The organism is Paenibacillus psychroresistens (genome assembly GCF_009728935.1).
GTDB classification, from domain to species: Bacteria; Bacillota; Bacilli; order Paenibacillales; family NBRC-103111; genus Paenibacillus_AC; species Paenibacillus_AC psychroresistens.
This window is the reverse complement of sequence record NZ_CP034235.1, coordinates 5,762,253-5,777,557: the sequence shown is the minus strand read 5'-3', so window position 1 is coordinate 5,777,557 and position 15,305 is coordinate 5,762,253. Positions and strand designations below refer to the sequence as shown.

Below are 15,305 nucleotides of genomic sequence, written 5' to 3'. Positions count from 1 at the left end.
TATAGAATTTATTGAAAATGACGCTAATTAATATTGTATCATTTTACTATAATTAATCAATACAAGCCCTTTGGGTTTACAATAATCGCGAAATCTCTTGACTGGAATAGTTTGGATATGATACATTATTTCTCCTGCAATTCGATTGATAATGGGAGGGTAACAATTGATATCATTGAACAGTATTAGTAAAAGCTTCAAGGTGGCTAAGCGATCGGCAGGCATGGGGCAAGCAATGAAAGCGCTTTTTCGTCGGGAGTACACACATGTGGAGGCACTTCAGGATATTTCGTTTCATATCAACGAAGGAGAGATTGTCGGTTATATTGGTCCCAACGGGGCTGGCAAATCGACCACGATTAAAGTAATGAGCGGGATATTGGTTCCGGATCATGGAAGCTGCTTGATAATGGGGTTTAATCCTTGGAAAGAAAGAGTGGAGTACGTTAAGAACATTGGGGTGGTTTTTGGCCAAAGATCTCAGCTATGGTGGGATGTTCCAGTAATGGATTCGTTCGAGTTACTGCGGGATATTTATAACATTCCAAACGCGCAGTATAAAGCCAATCTTAGTTTACTTGTAGAAACCCTCGATTTAAACAGTATCATTTACACACCTGTTCGCCAGCTGAGCTTGGGGCAGCGGATGCGCTGTGAGATTGCAGCATCTCTCTTGCACGATCCCAAGATTCTCTTTTTGGATGAACCGACGATTGGATTGGATGCTGTCAGTAAAATAGCTGTTCGTCAATTCATTAAAACGATTAATAAAGAAAAAGGCGTCACTGTTATTCTCACCACGCATGATATGAATGATATAGAGGCATTAGCTAACCGAATTCTCTTAATCGGTAATGGTAGATTGCTCTATCAGGGAAATCTAAACGAGCTTCGCAACCGCTTTGGCACCTCACGAACCATCACCGCTGATTACCGCGAACATCTACATCCCTTTGAAATACCAGGCGCATCCATGCTATCTTGGTCACCAGAACGAGCCATTTTAAGTGTTAATACCGAGCAAATAACAATATCTGATGTGATTGCTAGTTTGTCAGCTGAGGTTGAATTAATAGATCTTTCCATTGAAGCAAGAGCGATAGAAGAAGTGATTGTGCAATTATACAAGGAGTATCAAATATGAAAGCCTATCTCTCCGTTGGGAAACTACAGTTCACGATTGGTTTGCAGTATAGGGTAGCCGCATTAGCAGGTTTATCTACACAGTTTTTCTTTGGGTTTGTTTATATCATGATTTTTGTAGCCTTTTATAGTCAGAGCAGTGATGCTCAACCGATTTCCTTGCAGAACTTGGTTGCCTACATGTGGATGCAGCAGGCTTTTCTCTCCTTTATCGCTTTGTGGTTTCGAGATAACACTATTTTTCAAATGATAACAACCGGCAATATCGCCTATGAGATGTGCAGACCGTGCAACATTTATGAATTATGGTATGCCAAGCTGCTAGCTCAACGGGTATCAAGCGCATTATTGCGTTGCTTCCCGATTATCATTGTTGCCTTTTTCCTTCCCCAGCCGTTTCGCTTGATTCTACCGCCCTCCCCAGTAAATTTTCTGCTCTTTCTTGTAACAATGACGCTTGGAGTATTTGTTATTGTTAGTATCTCCATGCTGATCTACATTTCCGTGTTCTGGACAATGTCACCGATTGGATCGATATTAATGATTGCAGTTGCTGGAGAGTTTTTCTCTGGAATGATTATACCGATACCGCTAATGCCAACATGGCTGCAAAATATAGTGTACATACTTCCTTTCCGACTGACAGCTGATTTTCCATTTCGTGTCTACTCTGGACAAATACCAGTAGATAAAGCTTTATGGGGAATTCTCATTCAGCTCGTTTGGCTCGCTGCTCTCCTAGTGATCGGTAAGCTGAGTATGCGTAAAGCTTTGCAGCAAGTTGTTGTACAAGGAGGGTAAACGATAAATGAAACTTTACTTCAAATATATTTTGATTATTTTCAAATCCCAGCTGCAGTATCGAACTTCTTTTTTCTTGATGATGTTTGGTCAGTTCTTTATCCCGTTTTTTGTCTTTGCAGGCTTGTATTTCATGTTCGAGCGGTTCGGCCAAATTCAAGGCTGGAGTTTTTTTGAGGTAGCGCTTTGTTTTGGCATTACTCATATGGCTTTCTCTTTTAGCGAATGCTTTGCGCGCGGATTTGATGCCTTTTCCACGTTAGTCGCTGGAGGTGATTTTGATCGGTTGTTAGTACGGCCAAGAAGTACAGTTATCCAAGTCCTAGGCTCTAAATTCGAGTTTTCGCGGTTCGGACGGTTAGCTCAGAGCTTGCTTGTATTGACTTGGGCTTTGTATAATCTAGATATAACTTGGAGCGCTGTAAAAGTGATTACCATTTTACTGATGATTGGTGGAGGCGTAATGATTTTCACAGGGATTTTTATCCTATTTGCCACCATGAGCTTTTGGACGATTCAAGGGCTTGAAGTAGCTAATGTTTTTACCGATGGGGGCAGGGAAATGGCACAGTACCCGCTCAATATCTATCAAAAAGGGGTACGGATTTTCTTCACGTTTATCATCCCATTTGGTTGTGTAAACTATCTGCCGCTGCTATTTATATTGGACAAAGCACATGGGAATCCGATTGGATACATGCTGACTCCGCTCGCAGGCGTATTGTTCTTCCTGCCTTGCTTGTTGGTTTGGCAATTCGGTGTTAGGCATTATCGCTCTACAGGTTCTTAAATAATTTTAAATAGTGGGAGGAAAGTTTAGCTATGTATGAGCATTTGGTTTCTTTTAAATTTAATGAAAAGATGAATCCGCAAAAAGCAAAGGAACTGATTGAAGTCCTATTAGACTTCAAAACGCAAATTCCCGGCATTATTGAATTGACGGCAGGTATAAATGAGACAGCTGAAGTTGACAATATCCATGGTTATTCATTGGGATTGCGAGTAACATTTCAAGATAAAGCGGCATTGTTGCAATACGGTCCGCATCCGGCACACCAGCAATTTGTAAAATTATTGGATGGACTTGTTGAGAATGTTGTGGTTATCGATTATCCGATTGGAAAATGAATAGACTGTTCTCACAAAATAAAGGCAGAGTGGACTTAATAGTAAAGTTCCAGTTTGCCTTTATTTTTTGTTGCAATAGTATTCCCTTAAATACAACTATAGTTAAACTCTCCATGTCCTTCTGTTAGGAAGTTGTGTTAAGTTGATTGGATAGTAAAACTACGATTTTCTGTAAGGGGAGTACTCATGATGAGAGTTAAATTGGAAGAATGGATTATAGAAGCAGATATAATAAGTATGCAAGCTGCGATGGAAGCTGGCACTATAACCTCGGAAGATCTGGTTCAGGTTTATTTGGAGCGAATAAGCAAGTATGATTCAATAACTAATTCGATTTTGGAGATAAATCCCGACGCTCTTGAGATAGCACGGGCTTTGGATAGAGAGCGCAAAGAGACAGGAAGTAGGGGGGAGCTGCACGGCATTCCCATCCTATTAAAGGATAATATAGATACAGGGGATCGAATGCATACAAGTGCCGGTTCGGTTGCTTTAGCTAATTCGTTCGCAGCAGCTGACTCGTTCGTGGCAGCAAAGCTTCGATTGGCAGGAGCAGTTTTACTGGGCAAAACGAATATGTCAGAGTGGTCTAATTTTATCTCTAGCTCGATGCCAGCGGGATATAGCTCAAGAGGTGGACTTGTGCTGAATCCATATGGACCGGGAGAATTTTTCATCAGTGGCTCCAGTTCCGGTTCGGCAGCTGCGATAGCCGCGAATCTGGGAGCAGCAGCGATTGGGACGGAAACAGCTGGATCGATTGTGGGGCCAGCTTGTCAGAATCTCCTTGTAGGGATCAAGCCGACTGTAGGCTTAATTAGTCGAGCTGGGATTATTCCGATTTCTAGCAGTCAAGATACTCCAGGGCCAATTGCTAGAACGGTTTCAGATGCAGCAATCATTCTTGGGGCTTTAACGGGTATTGACGATAAAGATTCAGCTACATTAACGAGCGGAAATCGTTTTTCAACAGACTACACGCCATTTCTAGATGAGAGCTTTTTAGCTCAAGCAAGATTAGGTATTCCTAGACATTATTATCAGAATTTAGACGAAGGTAGACTAGCGATTATGGAGGCAGCTATTGCAACTCTAAGAAATAAAGGCGTTACGATCATAGATCCTGTTGAGCTTCATATAGAGAGCAATAATTGGAATAATGATGTCATTACCTACGAATTTAAAAAAGGACTCGATGCTTATTTGTCGCAGCTTGCTGATACTGTCCCGATTCATTCCTTGCAAGAATTAATTGAATATAATGAAATTCATGCTGAGGTTGCTTTAAAATATGGACAGGATACTCTGCTAAGATCCGCAGCAACAACACTAAACGAACAAACTTACCTTCAAAAGAAGCAAGAATACTCTGAATTAGCACTAAGTCAGGGAATTGATTATGTTCTGGATCAGCATAATTTAGACGCATTAATGCTGCCGGGAGACGTGGATGGCTTGTATATTGCGGCAAGACTGGGATACCCATTGATTACAGTTCCAGCTGGATATTCGGTAAAAGAAGTTAAGGATTCTAATGGTGACAGTACTGCAGGACCTTTTGGAGTTGTTTTCTCAGGTAGAGCATTTAGTGAACCTACCTTGATCAAAATAGCTTACGGCTTTGAACAAGCAACTCATTACCGCTTCGCCCCTCAATTGGATGAATAAAGCTATGAAAAGGCAATTAAAAGCGAAATTTTCCTATTTAATTGTTCACTTCTATCCTGCATAATTAATCTAGGAAATTATGTAGGATAGGAGACTTGAGAACATGCTGCCTGAAAATAACCTAGTTCCGCATTTCTTAGAGGATGATTGGATAATGTGGACACCACGGGAAGAGCTTCGGCCCCTATTCGCTAAAGTGCAAGCGGAGGACGAGGTTTATTTGCAGATTAAATCTAATGGAAATGTTCATACCTATGGGAGTTAGGCGTGTGAAATTCCAATCCAAGCAATGAACGTTACTTATCACATGAGTGTCGATTATTTGCCTGAGCGTGTGAAGAGCGAGACGGTTAGCATAAGCGTAATTTATACATGGATCGATACCCAGGGGAATTGGCTAAATAGGGGATATGTCGATGAGCTTAAAGAAATTGCGCACGACTGGAGAAAATTAGGCTTACAGATGGATGCACCAGAAGCAGCAGTTAAGCTGAAAATAGAGCTTGAATTTCGTTGGTCGGAGAATGGTTTGGTGCAGTGGAGGAATCCAAGGCTCGTAATCACAAATCGAGCTGTATCACGAAAAGTGAAGCTGGCCACGACCTACTATATGCCTGAAAGAGGCACGGCTGACGCATTGGCTCATAATTTATGCGAAATTTTATTAAGAATAGATGCTGCTGGGCAAGCTGGTGCCGATCTAATCTGCATCTCGGAAGCACAATGCAGCCGTTGTACGGATTTTAATGATTTATTCAGAGATACCCCTGAAGTGATCCCAGGTCATTTATCAGCAGCTATTTCCTCAAAAGCCAAAGAATATGGCACTTATATTGTTTTTAACCTGGATGAACGCGATGGAGTTTGCGTATATAATACGAGCTTGTTGTTTGATCGCCAAGGTCAAATAGCTGGCAAATATCGCAAGGTGCACCTGCCAATGGCAGAGGCTCAGTTAGGATTTACACCAGGAAATGACTATCCTGTCTTCGATACAGATTTCGGTAGAGTCGGCATGCTGATTTGCTGGGATCAAGTATTCTCTGAGCCAGCTCGAATCATGCGGCTGCAGGGTGCCGAGATTCTCTGCATCTCAACGGCTGGTGAAGCTCCCATTCAGACAGCGGCACGAGCAGTCGATAATGGTGTTTATGTTGTTGTCGCAGGCACGAATGGTGAGCAGCCAAGCCGGATTATTAATCCGCTGGGGGAAATTCTCTGCGAATTTGGCAGAGAAAACACATTGGGGATGAGCTGTGTGGAGATAGATTTAAATGAGAAATTTAATCGTTACTGGGAATCTGTAGGTCCTGCTTATGGAGAAATGAGAAGCTTATATATAAAGGAACGACGACCTGATACCTATAAGACATTTAAATATGAACTAAAGGGTGATAGCCATGCTTATTGACCAATATGGACATCTGGATTTAAATGAACTGCTCCTCCCGCTAGCCGAGCTAGATCTATTCCCTTCAGCAGAAGAACGAGTAGAATGGGCTGGAGCATCAGATGCTTTAAGCCCACAGTGGGTAGCTCAAGCAGAACAGTATTTGTCGTTTACTTGGCCAGCTTTAACGGTTGAGCGTTACTTGAACTATAATCGCAAGGGTGATAATTTAAGCTTTCTTTTTCCATTCTTTGAGCGCCGAAGTGTACTCGGTGCTTTTGTTTTGGCTGAGTGTATAGAAGGAAAAGGGCGATTTCTCGATCAAATTCTCAACGGGATTTTCTGTATTTGTGAAGAAACAACATGGATGACTCCCTTTGATCTAGCTAATTTTAAAGAAGTGGTGCCTTCGCCAACAGATCGTATCGTAGATTTGAGCTGCTCGGAAACAGGAGCACTGCTGGCTTGGGTCCATAATTTGTTGAAAAAGCAGCTGGATGCAATTTCTCCCCGTGTTTGTGCACGGATAGAAACTGAAATTAGCCAGCGTTTAATGGAGCCTTACATGGAGCATGACGATTATTGGTGGATGGGATTCGTCGAAACACCTGTCGTCAATAATTGGAATCCTTGGTGCAACAGCAATATGCTAGTTTGTTTCTTGCTGCTGGAGAGCAACAGCGAAGCTCGTTGTGCTGCAATCCTCAAAATCATGCGCAGTCTGGATGTATTCATTCGCAAATACCCGCCTGATGGATGCTGTCAGGAGGGACCGATGTATTGGGGAGCAGCAGGTGGTGGATTACATACATGCTTGTGGCTTTTGAAAGAGGCTTCAGCAGGTGAAATCGACATCTTCTCAGAGCCAGTTGTACAGCTTATAGGCCAATACATTTATAAGGTTCATATACATGATGATTATTTTGTTGATTTTGCTGATGGAGATGCACGTGTAGCGATTGGGATGCAAGCTTATAATTATGGATTAAGTATTGGCGATCAGCGTTTGGTTCAACTGGGGGCAAATGTCGAGAAAACAATACCACGTAAATTAAACTGGTTCAACATGTATAATTGCCTGCAGGATTTATTCATAGAGTGTGAATCGACGGAATTCAAAGCGCCTTACATTCGTGAGGCTTGGATGGAGCATTCGCAGGTAATGACAGCAAGGGAAAGCGAAGGAAGTGAGCAGGGTCTTTATCTAGCTGCAAAAGGTGGGACGAATAACGAGCCGCACAATCATAATGATGTTGGTAATTTTATTGTGTATGCTGATGGACTCCCTGTTTTTATAGACTTGGGAACCGAGGAATATACAGCAAAAACCTTCAGCGCTGAGCGTTACGAAATATGGTATTTGTAATCTCAATATCACAATTGTCCGACTATTAACGGTATTTTGCAGAAAAATGGTCCAGCCTATTATGCGGCAAAAGCAGAATGCCAGTTGAGTGAAAGCTGTGCAGAGCTGCTGCTTAATATTGAGGATGCTTATCCGTCAGAAGCAGGAGTTGTTTTCTGGCAGCGGACTTGCAGACTGAATAGGGGAGCTGACGCTTCGATTCAAATAATAGACGATTATGTGTTGGACTCGGAGGCTTCAGCATCCGTTTCATTTAGCTTGATGACCCTATGCGAGCCGCTTAATATTGCACCCGGAATGTTTGAACTAGAATATGCAATGGGAAAACGTGTAACGGTCAGCTATGATTCCGAGCAGCTTTTAATAAACTTTGAGAGAATTGAACTAACCGAAAGCCGATTGCGCAAAAATTGGGGTGATACGGTTTATCGGGTATTACTTACAACAATTAGATCAGAACAAATAGGGACTCGAAAGCTTTTAATAAAGCAATCTTTTATAGAAGAAATGTCTGGTTAAAGCAGCTATTATTAATTATAATATTAAATGAGTTAGTAAAGGGAGGTTACATATTGGTACAGCTTGAGCAGTATGAATGGTGTGATTTTTGGTGGCAGGAAGCACCACAGCAAGGTATTAAAAGAGTGCTGCTAGTTGGAGATTCGATTTCGCGAGCTTATCGTCCTTATGTGAATGAACAGCTCAAAGGTGAGATTTATGCAGACCAGTTGTCATCCTCACGAGCGTTAGACAATCCTATCTTCATCATTGAATTGGATCATATGCTTAAGCTTAATAATGCGAAGTACGATGCGATTCATTTTAACAATGGGCTGCATGGCTTTCATTTGACCACAGAGCAATATGAGCTTCATTTGGAAAAAACAATTCTACATATTTTAGATTATTTGGACGCTTCTAAAGTTATTTTAGCTCTATCGACACCTGTAACTAAACAAAACCTTCCGACAGAATTGCTAGACGAAGTGAATAATCAGGTGTTGAATCGGAACGAGGTTATGGAGCGTTTAGCACTTAAATACAAGATTAAGGTAAACGATCTATATACAGAAATGCTTGGTAAAAGCGAGTATCGCGTAGATGACGGCTTTCATTATAATGCAATGGGCGAACAAGCGCAGGCTGTAATTGTTGCGAAAATTATTCAAACTACTATATAAAAGGTTGTGAAATCCAGATGCGTCAAGTTGGAGCTATTATTCAAAAAGGTCCTCAGCATTGGGCAATAATTCAGCAAGAAAATGGTTTTGGCAGTGTAACGTTATCGGGTAATTGGTCTGCCGACGGTTTGGGTATTTTCAAAAGTGCACAGGTATATGCGCGGGTAGTTAGCGAAGAGGATGCAAGGGAGATAGTATCTTGGCACCCAGCTAGTATGTTGGCTGAGCAAGCATGGGAAATCACGCTCGATTCTATACCTGCGGGAGGTCTCTATCGTTTAGAAACCTGCTTGCAGCTGGATGATAATCCGGCAATGGAATGGGCAAATCGCGGAGATATGATCAATCATATCGGGATTGGAGATCTTTGGGTAATTGCAGGGCAGAGCAACGCTGCAGGTTACGGCAAAGGTCCTTTTCAGGATTCTCCACAATTAGGTATCCACCTTCTTCGCAATAGCGGACAATGGGATCTCGCTACGCATCCCTTTAATGAATCAACGGCTTCGATTCACTTTGAAAATCGTGAAGCTGCTAATCCAGGTCATTCTCCCTTTCTAGCATTTGGCAAAATGATTCAAAAAGCAGCGGGTATCCCTATTGGTTTAGTGCAAACCTCATTGGGTGGATCTCCTCTTAAGGCTTGGAATCCAGATGAGGATGGCGTACTGCATCGCAATATGATCAATATTATTCAATCTGTGGGTGGCAAGGTGCGGGGAATTCTCTGGTATCAGGGCTGCTCCGACTGCTCACCGGCTGATTCAGTTAGTTACTTGGAACGCTTTAGTAACACCGTTCAGCATTGGCGTCGTGAATTGAAGGATGCTAGCCTGCCTATTTTGACTGTTCAGCTCAATCGTTGCACAGATGTTGCTTCAATAGAAGCCAATCATTCATGGGGGCGAGTGCGTGAAGCACAACGCCAAGCTGCGCTAACAATCCCTGAGGTATATGTGATCCCGGCATTGGACTGTTCATTATCAGACGGGATCCATAATAGCCCTGCGGGGAATATGATTATTGGTGAACGTATGGGCAAGGTAGCTTTAGCTCATGTTTATAAGCGAGAGGGGATATATGCAGAAGCACCTTGTCTCACATCCGCTGCTTTAATTGAAGAGGATGCACTTCCGAGCATTCGTTTGGAATTTGCCAACGTAAATGGTTATCTCTTGGCGATTGGACCTATCTCAAAGGTATTCACAGTTGAGGATGCGAGAGGCGAAGTTGAAATTAGCAGCTGGCAAATCACCGCGCGCAACGAGATTACTTTGAAGCTAGCTAGAGCAGTAGAAGGAGATGCTTTCGTACATGGTGCATATGAAATGAATCCTTCGAGCTTTCTGCCATTGGATTCGGGATCGTATATGCCGACGTTAGCATTCTATGGTCAACAAGTTATTTAAATGTTTGCAATATAAATGACACTTCAAACTGACATCCGTTTGGAGTGTTATTTTAAATTGTGATGTGAAGAATCGAGGTAAATCCAAAGGATGAACAAATCTTACCGTTTCACGGAAAATGAAATTGAAAATATAATTAATCGGTTTGGTAGGTCATTTTATGGAAAAGTACTGAGGGATATTGAAGTATTTGCGGATAAGTGGACTTTAACCTCTCTTCAATTTATTCCTTCCTATTCCGCAAACTTAGTTTTTAGATGCCATTCAGAGAATTATGGAAGCGCAGTTCTAAAAATAGGTAATTCTTCTTCCGGTGAAACATTTAAAGAATTTAATACTTTGTCCGAATATAACGGCAGACGATTTTGCAGAGTTTTTGACGCTGATATTGAAAACGGGGTGATGCTTGAAGAGTGTGTGCAGCCGGGGAATCCTTTAAGGGATGAGAGTTCGCTTGATATAAGACTATCTGTTTTTTGTTCCCTATTTAATGGGTTGCATATAATGCCCACTAAAGCAGAAATATATCCGACGTACATAGAGTGGGTCGGTAGGATAACAGAATACATGAGCAAGCGGCAAGATTGTAAAGAATTATATTTGTATATGAAAAAGGCAAAAGATATATGTTTATCGGTTTCTGCTTTGTATTCACAAAAAATGCTGCTTCATGGCGACTTTCATCACGATAATATCTTACTTGGTAAGGATGGAGAGTATATAATTATCGACCCTAAAGGCGTAATAGGCGATCCTGTGTTTGATGTTCCACGTTTTATATTAAATGAATTTGGTGATGAAATAACTCCTGAATTATATAAGAAAATAAACTATATTATAGGCATCTTAGAACAAAACCTTACTATTCCAAACACTATATTAAGGCAATGCCTCTATGTGGAAACTGCAATGGGAATTTGCTGGAGTGTAGAAGATGGAGCAACCCCTGAAGCATATCAGAGTCTATTAAAAGAAGTAGCTTTCGCAGATGCAATTTTGAATACTTGATTGCTCAATAATTTTATTTACCAACGAGAGAAGGTCTGAAAGTGAAAGTTAGCCAAGAAGTTCGTGGGATACTACTCATGAATGCATCCTCTAACATCATCTTTAACTTTATTGGAATTTTCGTCAATTTATATATTTGGGAGCATGGGAGAAGCATCTTCGATGTTACTTGGTTTAATTTGATTCTATTCTGTACGTGGAGCTTTAGCTTTGCTTTTGGAGCTAAATTATTGACGCGCTATTCTACGAAGCTATTGATTCGTATCATTGCCATTTGCGGAGCAATTACTTTCCTGCTGCTGACTTTTCTGCAGCTGGATAATCGACTGCTGTGGATCGCCATTATTGCCATTCCCATTGGAATCATGTGGGGCTTCTATGCCATTGCGCAGAATACGTCCTTGTCCTATTTGGGCAAAGGTGAGGATTTTGCTGCTTATTTCTCTTTAGCAAGTCTTATCGGACAAGCCGTTTCAATCCTCAATCCGATCTTTTTTGCTGTGGTAATTAAATTAATTGGCTATTCAGGGTCGTTTTTACTGATGTTTTTGTTTGTGACGCTTTTGATGATTGTCTCATTCTACATTCCCAACATAACCATATCCGGAGAGAAAGAGCCTTTGTTTACTAAGTTCAGGATTGGACAGGTGTTCACCTATTCACAAATCCGCTGGATTCTGCCCTCTTGTCTAGCCGCAGGAATATTTCTCCAATTTCAAGGTTTATTTGCCTTATTGTTTACTTTCTCTGTGTCTGAGAACAAATTGATAATTGCTTTGTTGAATGTAGGATATGCTTGCGTCACGATTTGTGCCATGCTGCTGAAACGGAAATTACAGGCATCTGACAGCAAGGTGCTGACATATGGAATGATTTTTATTTCGGTCGGTTTTTTGATTACTTTATATCCCATTGCACCTATTCTGGTGTTCTCCAATTTATTGACGACGATTGGCATGTATTATTTTGCTACGATTTGGAATACAAGACAATTTAGCCTGATTGTTAAACATACGAAGATGGAGCAAGTACGGATTCTGATCTGGCGTGAGTGGTTTTTGAACATTGCCCGTATTGCTATGCTGCTCTTAATTCTCACGGTAAAAGATTTCCATGGCGTGATATTTATTATTCTGATGGCCTTTGCTTTATTCTGTGCGCTGATCATTCCTTATTTCTCCAATCGCAGTGAGACTCGTGTGGAATAAGGTGGATCATATTAAATCTATTAGAAATCAGATATAAGTTACCTTGAAATGTTACCGCTTTCTTGTTAAGATGAACTTACCTTGATAAGGATCAGCGTTCCTGTTACCTGTTAAGCGAAGTGAGGTTGCATTCTTTGAATAAAGTAGAAGCAGAATTCAGCAATTTAGTTAAAGCCTTTCGAAAACGGCATATGGGCAAAGGTCCTCGCGAAGTGAAAACAACCTTCTGCAAATGCTGGGCAATCTGCGAAATGAGTGGGAATCTGTCTCCAGTGGAGAAGTTTATTGCTCAAGCAGCAGATGGCAGACATTTATTGCGTGACGCACGAACTCAAATGGTCAAGGAGCTATATCGGACACATCGTCCAATTGAGATGGAAGCTTTACTTGGGGCCAATTATTTGGATTTATTCGTAGATATTGATATTGAGAAAGATTTAGGCATGTCGATCTTTGTCTTCGACCAAGATATTGAACATAAATTTTCAAGCTAATTAATCATCCTATATTCAGCATTTGGTGCTAGGCAGCGTTCCTGCTACAGACTATCGCTGTGGACCTACTCTTCTTCGAATGAGAAAGAGCAGGTTCACAGCCTTTTTATTTAAAGGGGGAGTAAAAATGGGGAAAACCAAGCATACAGGGCCAATTAAGCTATCGCAAAAGCCTGATCCAAAGCTATGGGTCAGCAAGATTCCATTCGGCTTAGGCAAAGTAAAGCCGCATCATATTATAGATACGATGAAGGTGGCGTGGGACAATCGTGACAATTTACCCTATGCCTATCGGATATTGACCCAAGGGGTTTGCGATGGCTGTGCGCTTGGGGTTTCAGGCCTTTATGACCAAACCTTGCAGGGACCTCATCTATGTACGACGAGGCTGAACGTTCTGCGTTTGAATACCATGTCAGCAATCCCTGAACGGATATTGCTGCAGGATATTGATGAACTGAGAAAGCTGGATAGTACGGCTTTACGCAAGCTTGGACGAATTCCATACCCGCTAATTAGGGAAAAAGGCGAGCGCAGCTTTCGACGCCTTTCATGGGACGAAGCAATGAACAAGATTGTTGCTAAAATTCAAGAGATTGATCCCAAGCAGCTTGCTTTTTATATGACAGCACGCGGCATTACCAATGAATCCTATTACGTTGGATCCAAGGTTGCTCGTTTTCTCGGCACCAACAATATTGACAATGCCTCACGAATTTGTCATTCACCATCGAAAACTGCGCTTAAGCGCTCATTAGGCATCGGCTGCTCTAGCTGCAGCTACAAAGATTGGATAGGGACGGATGTATTGGTTTTCTGGGGCAGTGTAGCAGCGAATAATCAGCCTGTTTCCACTAAGTATATGTATGCTGCTAAACGTAAAGGCACGAAAATTATAGTGATCAACCCTTATCATGAACCCGCAATGGATCATTATTGGGTACCATCCATTCCCGAATCAGCCTTGTTTGGTACGAAAATTGCCGATGATTTCTATAAAGTTAATATTGGTGGAGATATCGCCTTAATGAATGGAATCATGAAGGTTTGGTTTGAGATGGAGCGGATGCTGCCTGGCTCAGCGCTTGATCATGATTTTATTCAACAACACACACACGGACTTGAACAATTAATACCGCATATGGAGCAATGTGAATGGCCGCTTATAGAGAAATCCTCCGGCTTATCCGAAGCAAGAATACGTGAGCTAGCGGAGCTATTAGCTGGCGCCAAGTCGGCTGTATTCATCTGGAGCATGGGACTGACTCAGCATCGCTTTGGTACCGACAATATATCGCAGGTGGCAAATTTGGCTATGCTGCGAGGTTTTATTGGACGCGAGTTCTGCGGTGTTATGCCCATTCGAGGCCATAGTGGTGTTCAAGGGTCTGGTGAAATGGGAGCAGATCCGTTCAGCATGCCAGGTGGCGATTTCAAATCGGATGATATTAATCGGGTAGAGAAAGTATGGAACTTTCCAATCCCAGATTGGCAAGGTGATATTGTCGGCGTAACACTCGAGAATGCGATGCTCCCAGCTGAACATGAACGTAAGCTAAAGCTTTTCTATACCTCAGGTGGAAATTTTATCGAAACGATGCCTGAGCCTGATTTTGTGCGCCAATGCTTAGAAAGTATAGATTTAAGAGTTCATCAAGATATCATTCTTAATACCTCGACCTTAGTTGATGCCGCAGAAACCGTGATTGTTTTACCGGCTATGACCAGATATGAGCAACCAGGCGGAGGGACTTCGACTTCTACAGAGCGAATGGTTTATTTTTCACCAGAAATTCAAGGCCCTCGTATCGAAGAAGCGCGTGCAGAGTGGCAAATTTACTGTGATTTAGCTGCAAGAGTTTTCCCAGAACGCAAAGCACAAATCCATTTCAATAATGCTCAGGAGATTCGTGATGAAATTGCATTAGCAGCCCCGATGTATGACGGCATTCAGCATTTGAAACAAAAAGGTGATGTCTTTCAATATGGCGGTGCATGGCTTTGTGAGGATGGAATATGTCCGACTAAAGATGGTAAAGGTACTTTATTGCCAATTGAGCTGCCAGAGCGGCGAAAGCCTGAAGGTCATTATTATATTACAACAAGACGCGGCAAGCAGTTCAACTCGATGATTTATAGTGATAAAGATCCATTTAATGCAGCCAATCGGTTCGCTGTCTTAATGAATGCAGATGATGCAAAAGGCAATCAAATTAAGGATGGAGAATCCGTCGTAGTTCATAATGGTGTAGGCATTTTTTATGGTCATGCTCAATTTGTGAATATCCGACGCGGTAATATTGAGCTTTACTGGCCAGAGGCTAATGTGTTGATGCCGAAAGGCGTTTATGAGCCATTTGCTGGAATACCGGAATATAATACGACCGTCGCTATAGAGAAAGCCGAGACTTATCTAGCTCATAAGGATATAGGATATTTGGAAAAGCGGGTCGAAGATCTGGAAGTTGGAATGGAGTGAATGAAGTGGAGCATTCAATCACAACCCCTT

General features: G+C 41.8%; 15 protein-coding genes. All 15 read left to right on the top strand.

Going from position 1 to position 15,305, the window contains the following annotated elements; genetic code table 11:
• Window positions 1–166 precede the first annotated feature (166 nt).
• The 15 genes from EHS13_RS26385 (at window position 167) to EHS13_RS26315 (ending at window position 15,275) form a co-directional block, all read left to right on the top strand.
• On the top strand, window positions 167–1,144 hold the full coding sequence (locus EHS13_RS26385) for an ABC transporter ATP-binding protein (protein ID WP_227013523.1): 978 nt from the start codon (window positions 167–169) through the stop codon (window positions 1,142–1,144).
• Window positions 1,141–1,944: an ABC transporter permease gene (locus EHS13_RS26380; protein ID WP_155703246.1), complete on the top strand. Its 804-nt coding sequence runs from the start codon at window positions 1,141–1,143 to the stop codon at window positions 1,942–1,944. Before EHS13_RS26385 ends, EHS13_RS26380 begins: the two co-directional genes overlap by 4 nt.
• Window positions 1,945–1,951: 7 nt before the next feature.
• Window positions 1,952–2,734 carry an ABC transporter permease gene (locus tag EHS13_RS26375; RefSeq protein ID WP_155703245.1) on the top strand — a complete coding sequence of 261 codons (783 nt, stop codon included), beginning with the start codon at window positions 1,952–1,954 and terminating at the stop codon, window positions 2,732–2,734.
• 32 nt (window positions 2,735–2,766) lie between these two features.
• The gene (locus tag EHS13_RS26370; RefSeq protein ID WP_155703244.1) at window positions 2,767–3,072 is read left to right on the top strand and encodes a Dabb family protein; all 306 of its coding nucleotides are present in this window, start codon (window positions 2,767–2,769) and stop codon (window positions 3,070–3,072) included.
• 189 nt (window positions 3,073–3,261) lie between these two features.
• Window positions 3,262–4,740 (top strand): amidase family protein, encoded by a 1,479-nt coding sequence (locus EHS13_RS26365; protein WP_155705511.1) that lies wholly within the window; start codon window positions 3,262–3,264, stop codon window positions 4,738–4,740.
• A gap of 103 nt (window positions 4,741–4,843) precedes the next feature.
• On the top strand, window positions 4,844–5,005 hold the full coding sequence (locus EHS13_RS26360; RefSeq protein ID WP_155703243.1) for a hypothetical protein: 162 nt from the start codon (window positions 4,844–4,846) through the stop codon (window positions 5,003–5,005).
• Window positions 5,006–5,029: 24 nt separating this feature from the next.
• On the top strand, window positions 5,030–6,151 hold the full coding sequence (locus EHS13_RS26355) for a carbon-nitrogen hydrolase family protein (protein WP_155703242.1): 1,122 nt from the start codon (window positions 5,030–5,032) through the stop codon (window positions 6,149–6,151).
• The gene (locus EHS13_RS26350; protein WP_155703241.1) at window positions 6,141–7,496 is read left to right on the top strand and encodes a heparinase II/III family protein; all 1,356 of its coding nucleotides are present in this window, start codon (window positions 6,141–6,143) and stop codon (window positions 7,494–7,496) included. The genes EHS13_RS26355 and EHS13_RS26350 overlap by 11 nt, the downstream gene beginning before the upstream one ends.
• 36 nt (window positions 7,497–7,532) lie before the next feature.
• Window positions 7,533–8,015: a hypothetical protein gene (locus tag EHS13_RS26345; protein WP_155703240.1), complete on the top strand. Its 483-nt coding sequence runs from the start codon at window positions 7,533–7,535 to the stop codon at window positions 8,013–8,015.
• 53 nt (window positions 8,016–8,068) lie between these two features.
• Window positions 8,069–8,677 (top strand): SGNH/GDSL hydrolase family protein, encoded by a 609-nt coding sequence (locus EHS13_RS26340; protein ID WP_155703239.1) that lies wholly within the window; start codon window positions 8,069–8,071, stop codon window positions 8,675–8,677.
• A 17-nt stretch (window positions 8,678–8,694) separates the two neighbouring features.
• Window positions 8,695–10,086 carry a sialate O-acetylesterase gene (locus EHS13_RS26335; protein WP_155703238.1) on the top strand — a complete coding sequence of 464 codons (1,392 nt, stop codon included), beginning with the start codon at window positions 8,695–8,697 and terminating at the stop codon, window positions 10,084–10,086.
• 90 nt (window positions 10,087–10,176) lie between these two features.
• Window positions 10,177–11,094, top strand: coding sequence for an aminoglycoside phosphotransferase family protein (locus EHS13_RS26330; RefSeq protein WP_155703237.1), 918 nt, complete (start codon window positions 10,177–10,179; stop codon window positions 11,092–11,094).
• Between the two features lie 41 nt (window positions 11,095–11,135).
• On the top strand, window positions 11,136–12,302 hold the full coding sequence (locus tag EHS13_RS26325) for an MFS transporter (protein WP_155703236.1): 1,167 nt from the start codon (window positions 11,136–11,138) through the stop codon (window positions 12,300–12,302).
• Between the two features lie 134 nt (window positions 12,303–12,436).
• Entirely contained in the window at window positions 12,437–12,796 is a 360-nt protein-coding gene (locus tag EHS13_RS26320) for a Na-translocating system protein MpsC family protein (RefSeq protein ID WP_155703235.1), read from the top strand.
• A 127-nt stretch (window positions 12,797–12,923) separates the two neighbouring features.
• Window positions 12,924–15,275: an FdhF/YdeP family oxidoreductase gene (locus EHS13_RS26315; protein WP_155703234.1), complete on the top strand. Its 2,352-nt coding sequence runs from the start codon at window positions 12,924–12,926 to the stop codon at window positions 15,273–15,275.
• The last annotated feature ends 30 nt before the right edge of the window (window positions 15,276–15,305 follow it).

Excerpts from the sequence above, each read along its gene's own strand:
- EHS13_RS26380 (WP_155703246.1), top strand. The coding sequence starts at position 1,141 with ATGAAAGCCTATCTCTCCGTTGGGAAACTACAGTTCACGATTGGTTTG.
- EHS13_RS26375 (WP_155703245.1), top strand. The coding sequence starts at position 1,952 with ATGAAACTTTACTTCAAATATATTTTGATTATTTTCAAATCCCAGCTG.
- EHS13_RS26370 (WP_155703244.1), top strand. The coding sequence starts at position 2,767 with ATGTATGAGCATTTGGTTTCTTTTAAATTTAATGAAAAGATGAATCCG.
- EHS13_RS26365 (WP_155705511.1), top strand. The coding sequence starts at position 3,262 with ATGAGAGTTAAATTGGAAGAATGGATTATAGAAGCAGATATAATAAGT.
- EHS13_RS26360 (WP_155703243.1), top strand. The coding sequence starts at position 4,844 with ATGCTGCCTGAAAATAACCTAGTTCCGCATTTCTTAGAGGATGATTGG.
- EHS13_RS26355 (WP_155703242.1), top strand. The coding sequence starts at position 5,030 with ATGAACGTTACTTATCACATGAGTGTCGATTATTTGCCTGAGCGTGTG.
- EHS13_RS26350 (WP_155703241.1), top strand. The coding sequence starts at position 6,141 with ATGCTTATTGACCAATATGGACATCTGGATTTAAATGAACTGCTCCTC.
- EHS13_RS26335 (WP_155703238.1), top strand. The coding sequence starts at position 8,695 with ATGCGTCAAGTTGGAGCTATTATTCAAAAAGGTCCTCAGCATTGGGCA.
- EHS13_RS26330 (WP_155703237.1), top strand. The coding sequence starts at position 10,177 with ATGAACAAATCTTACCGTTTCACGGAAAATGAAATTGAAAATATAATT.
- EHS13_RS26315 (WP_155703234.1), top strand. The coding sequence starts at position 12,924 with ATGGGGAAAACCAAGCATACAGGGCCAATTAAGCTATCGCAAAAGCCT.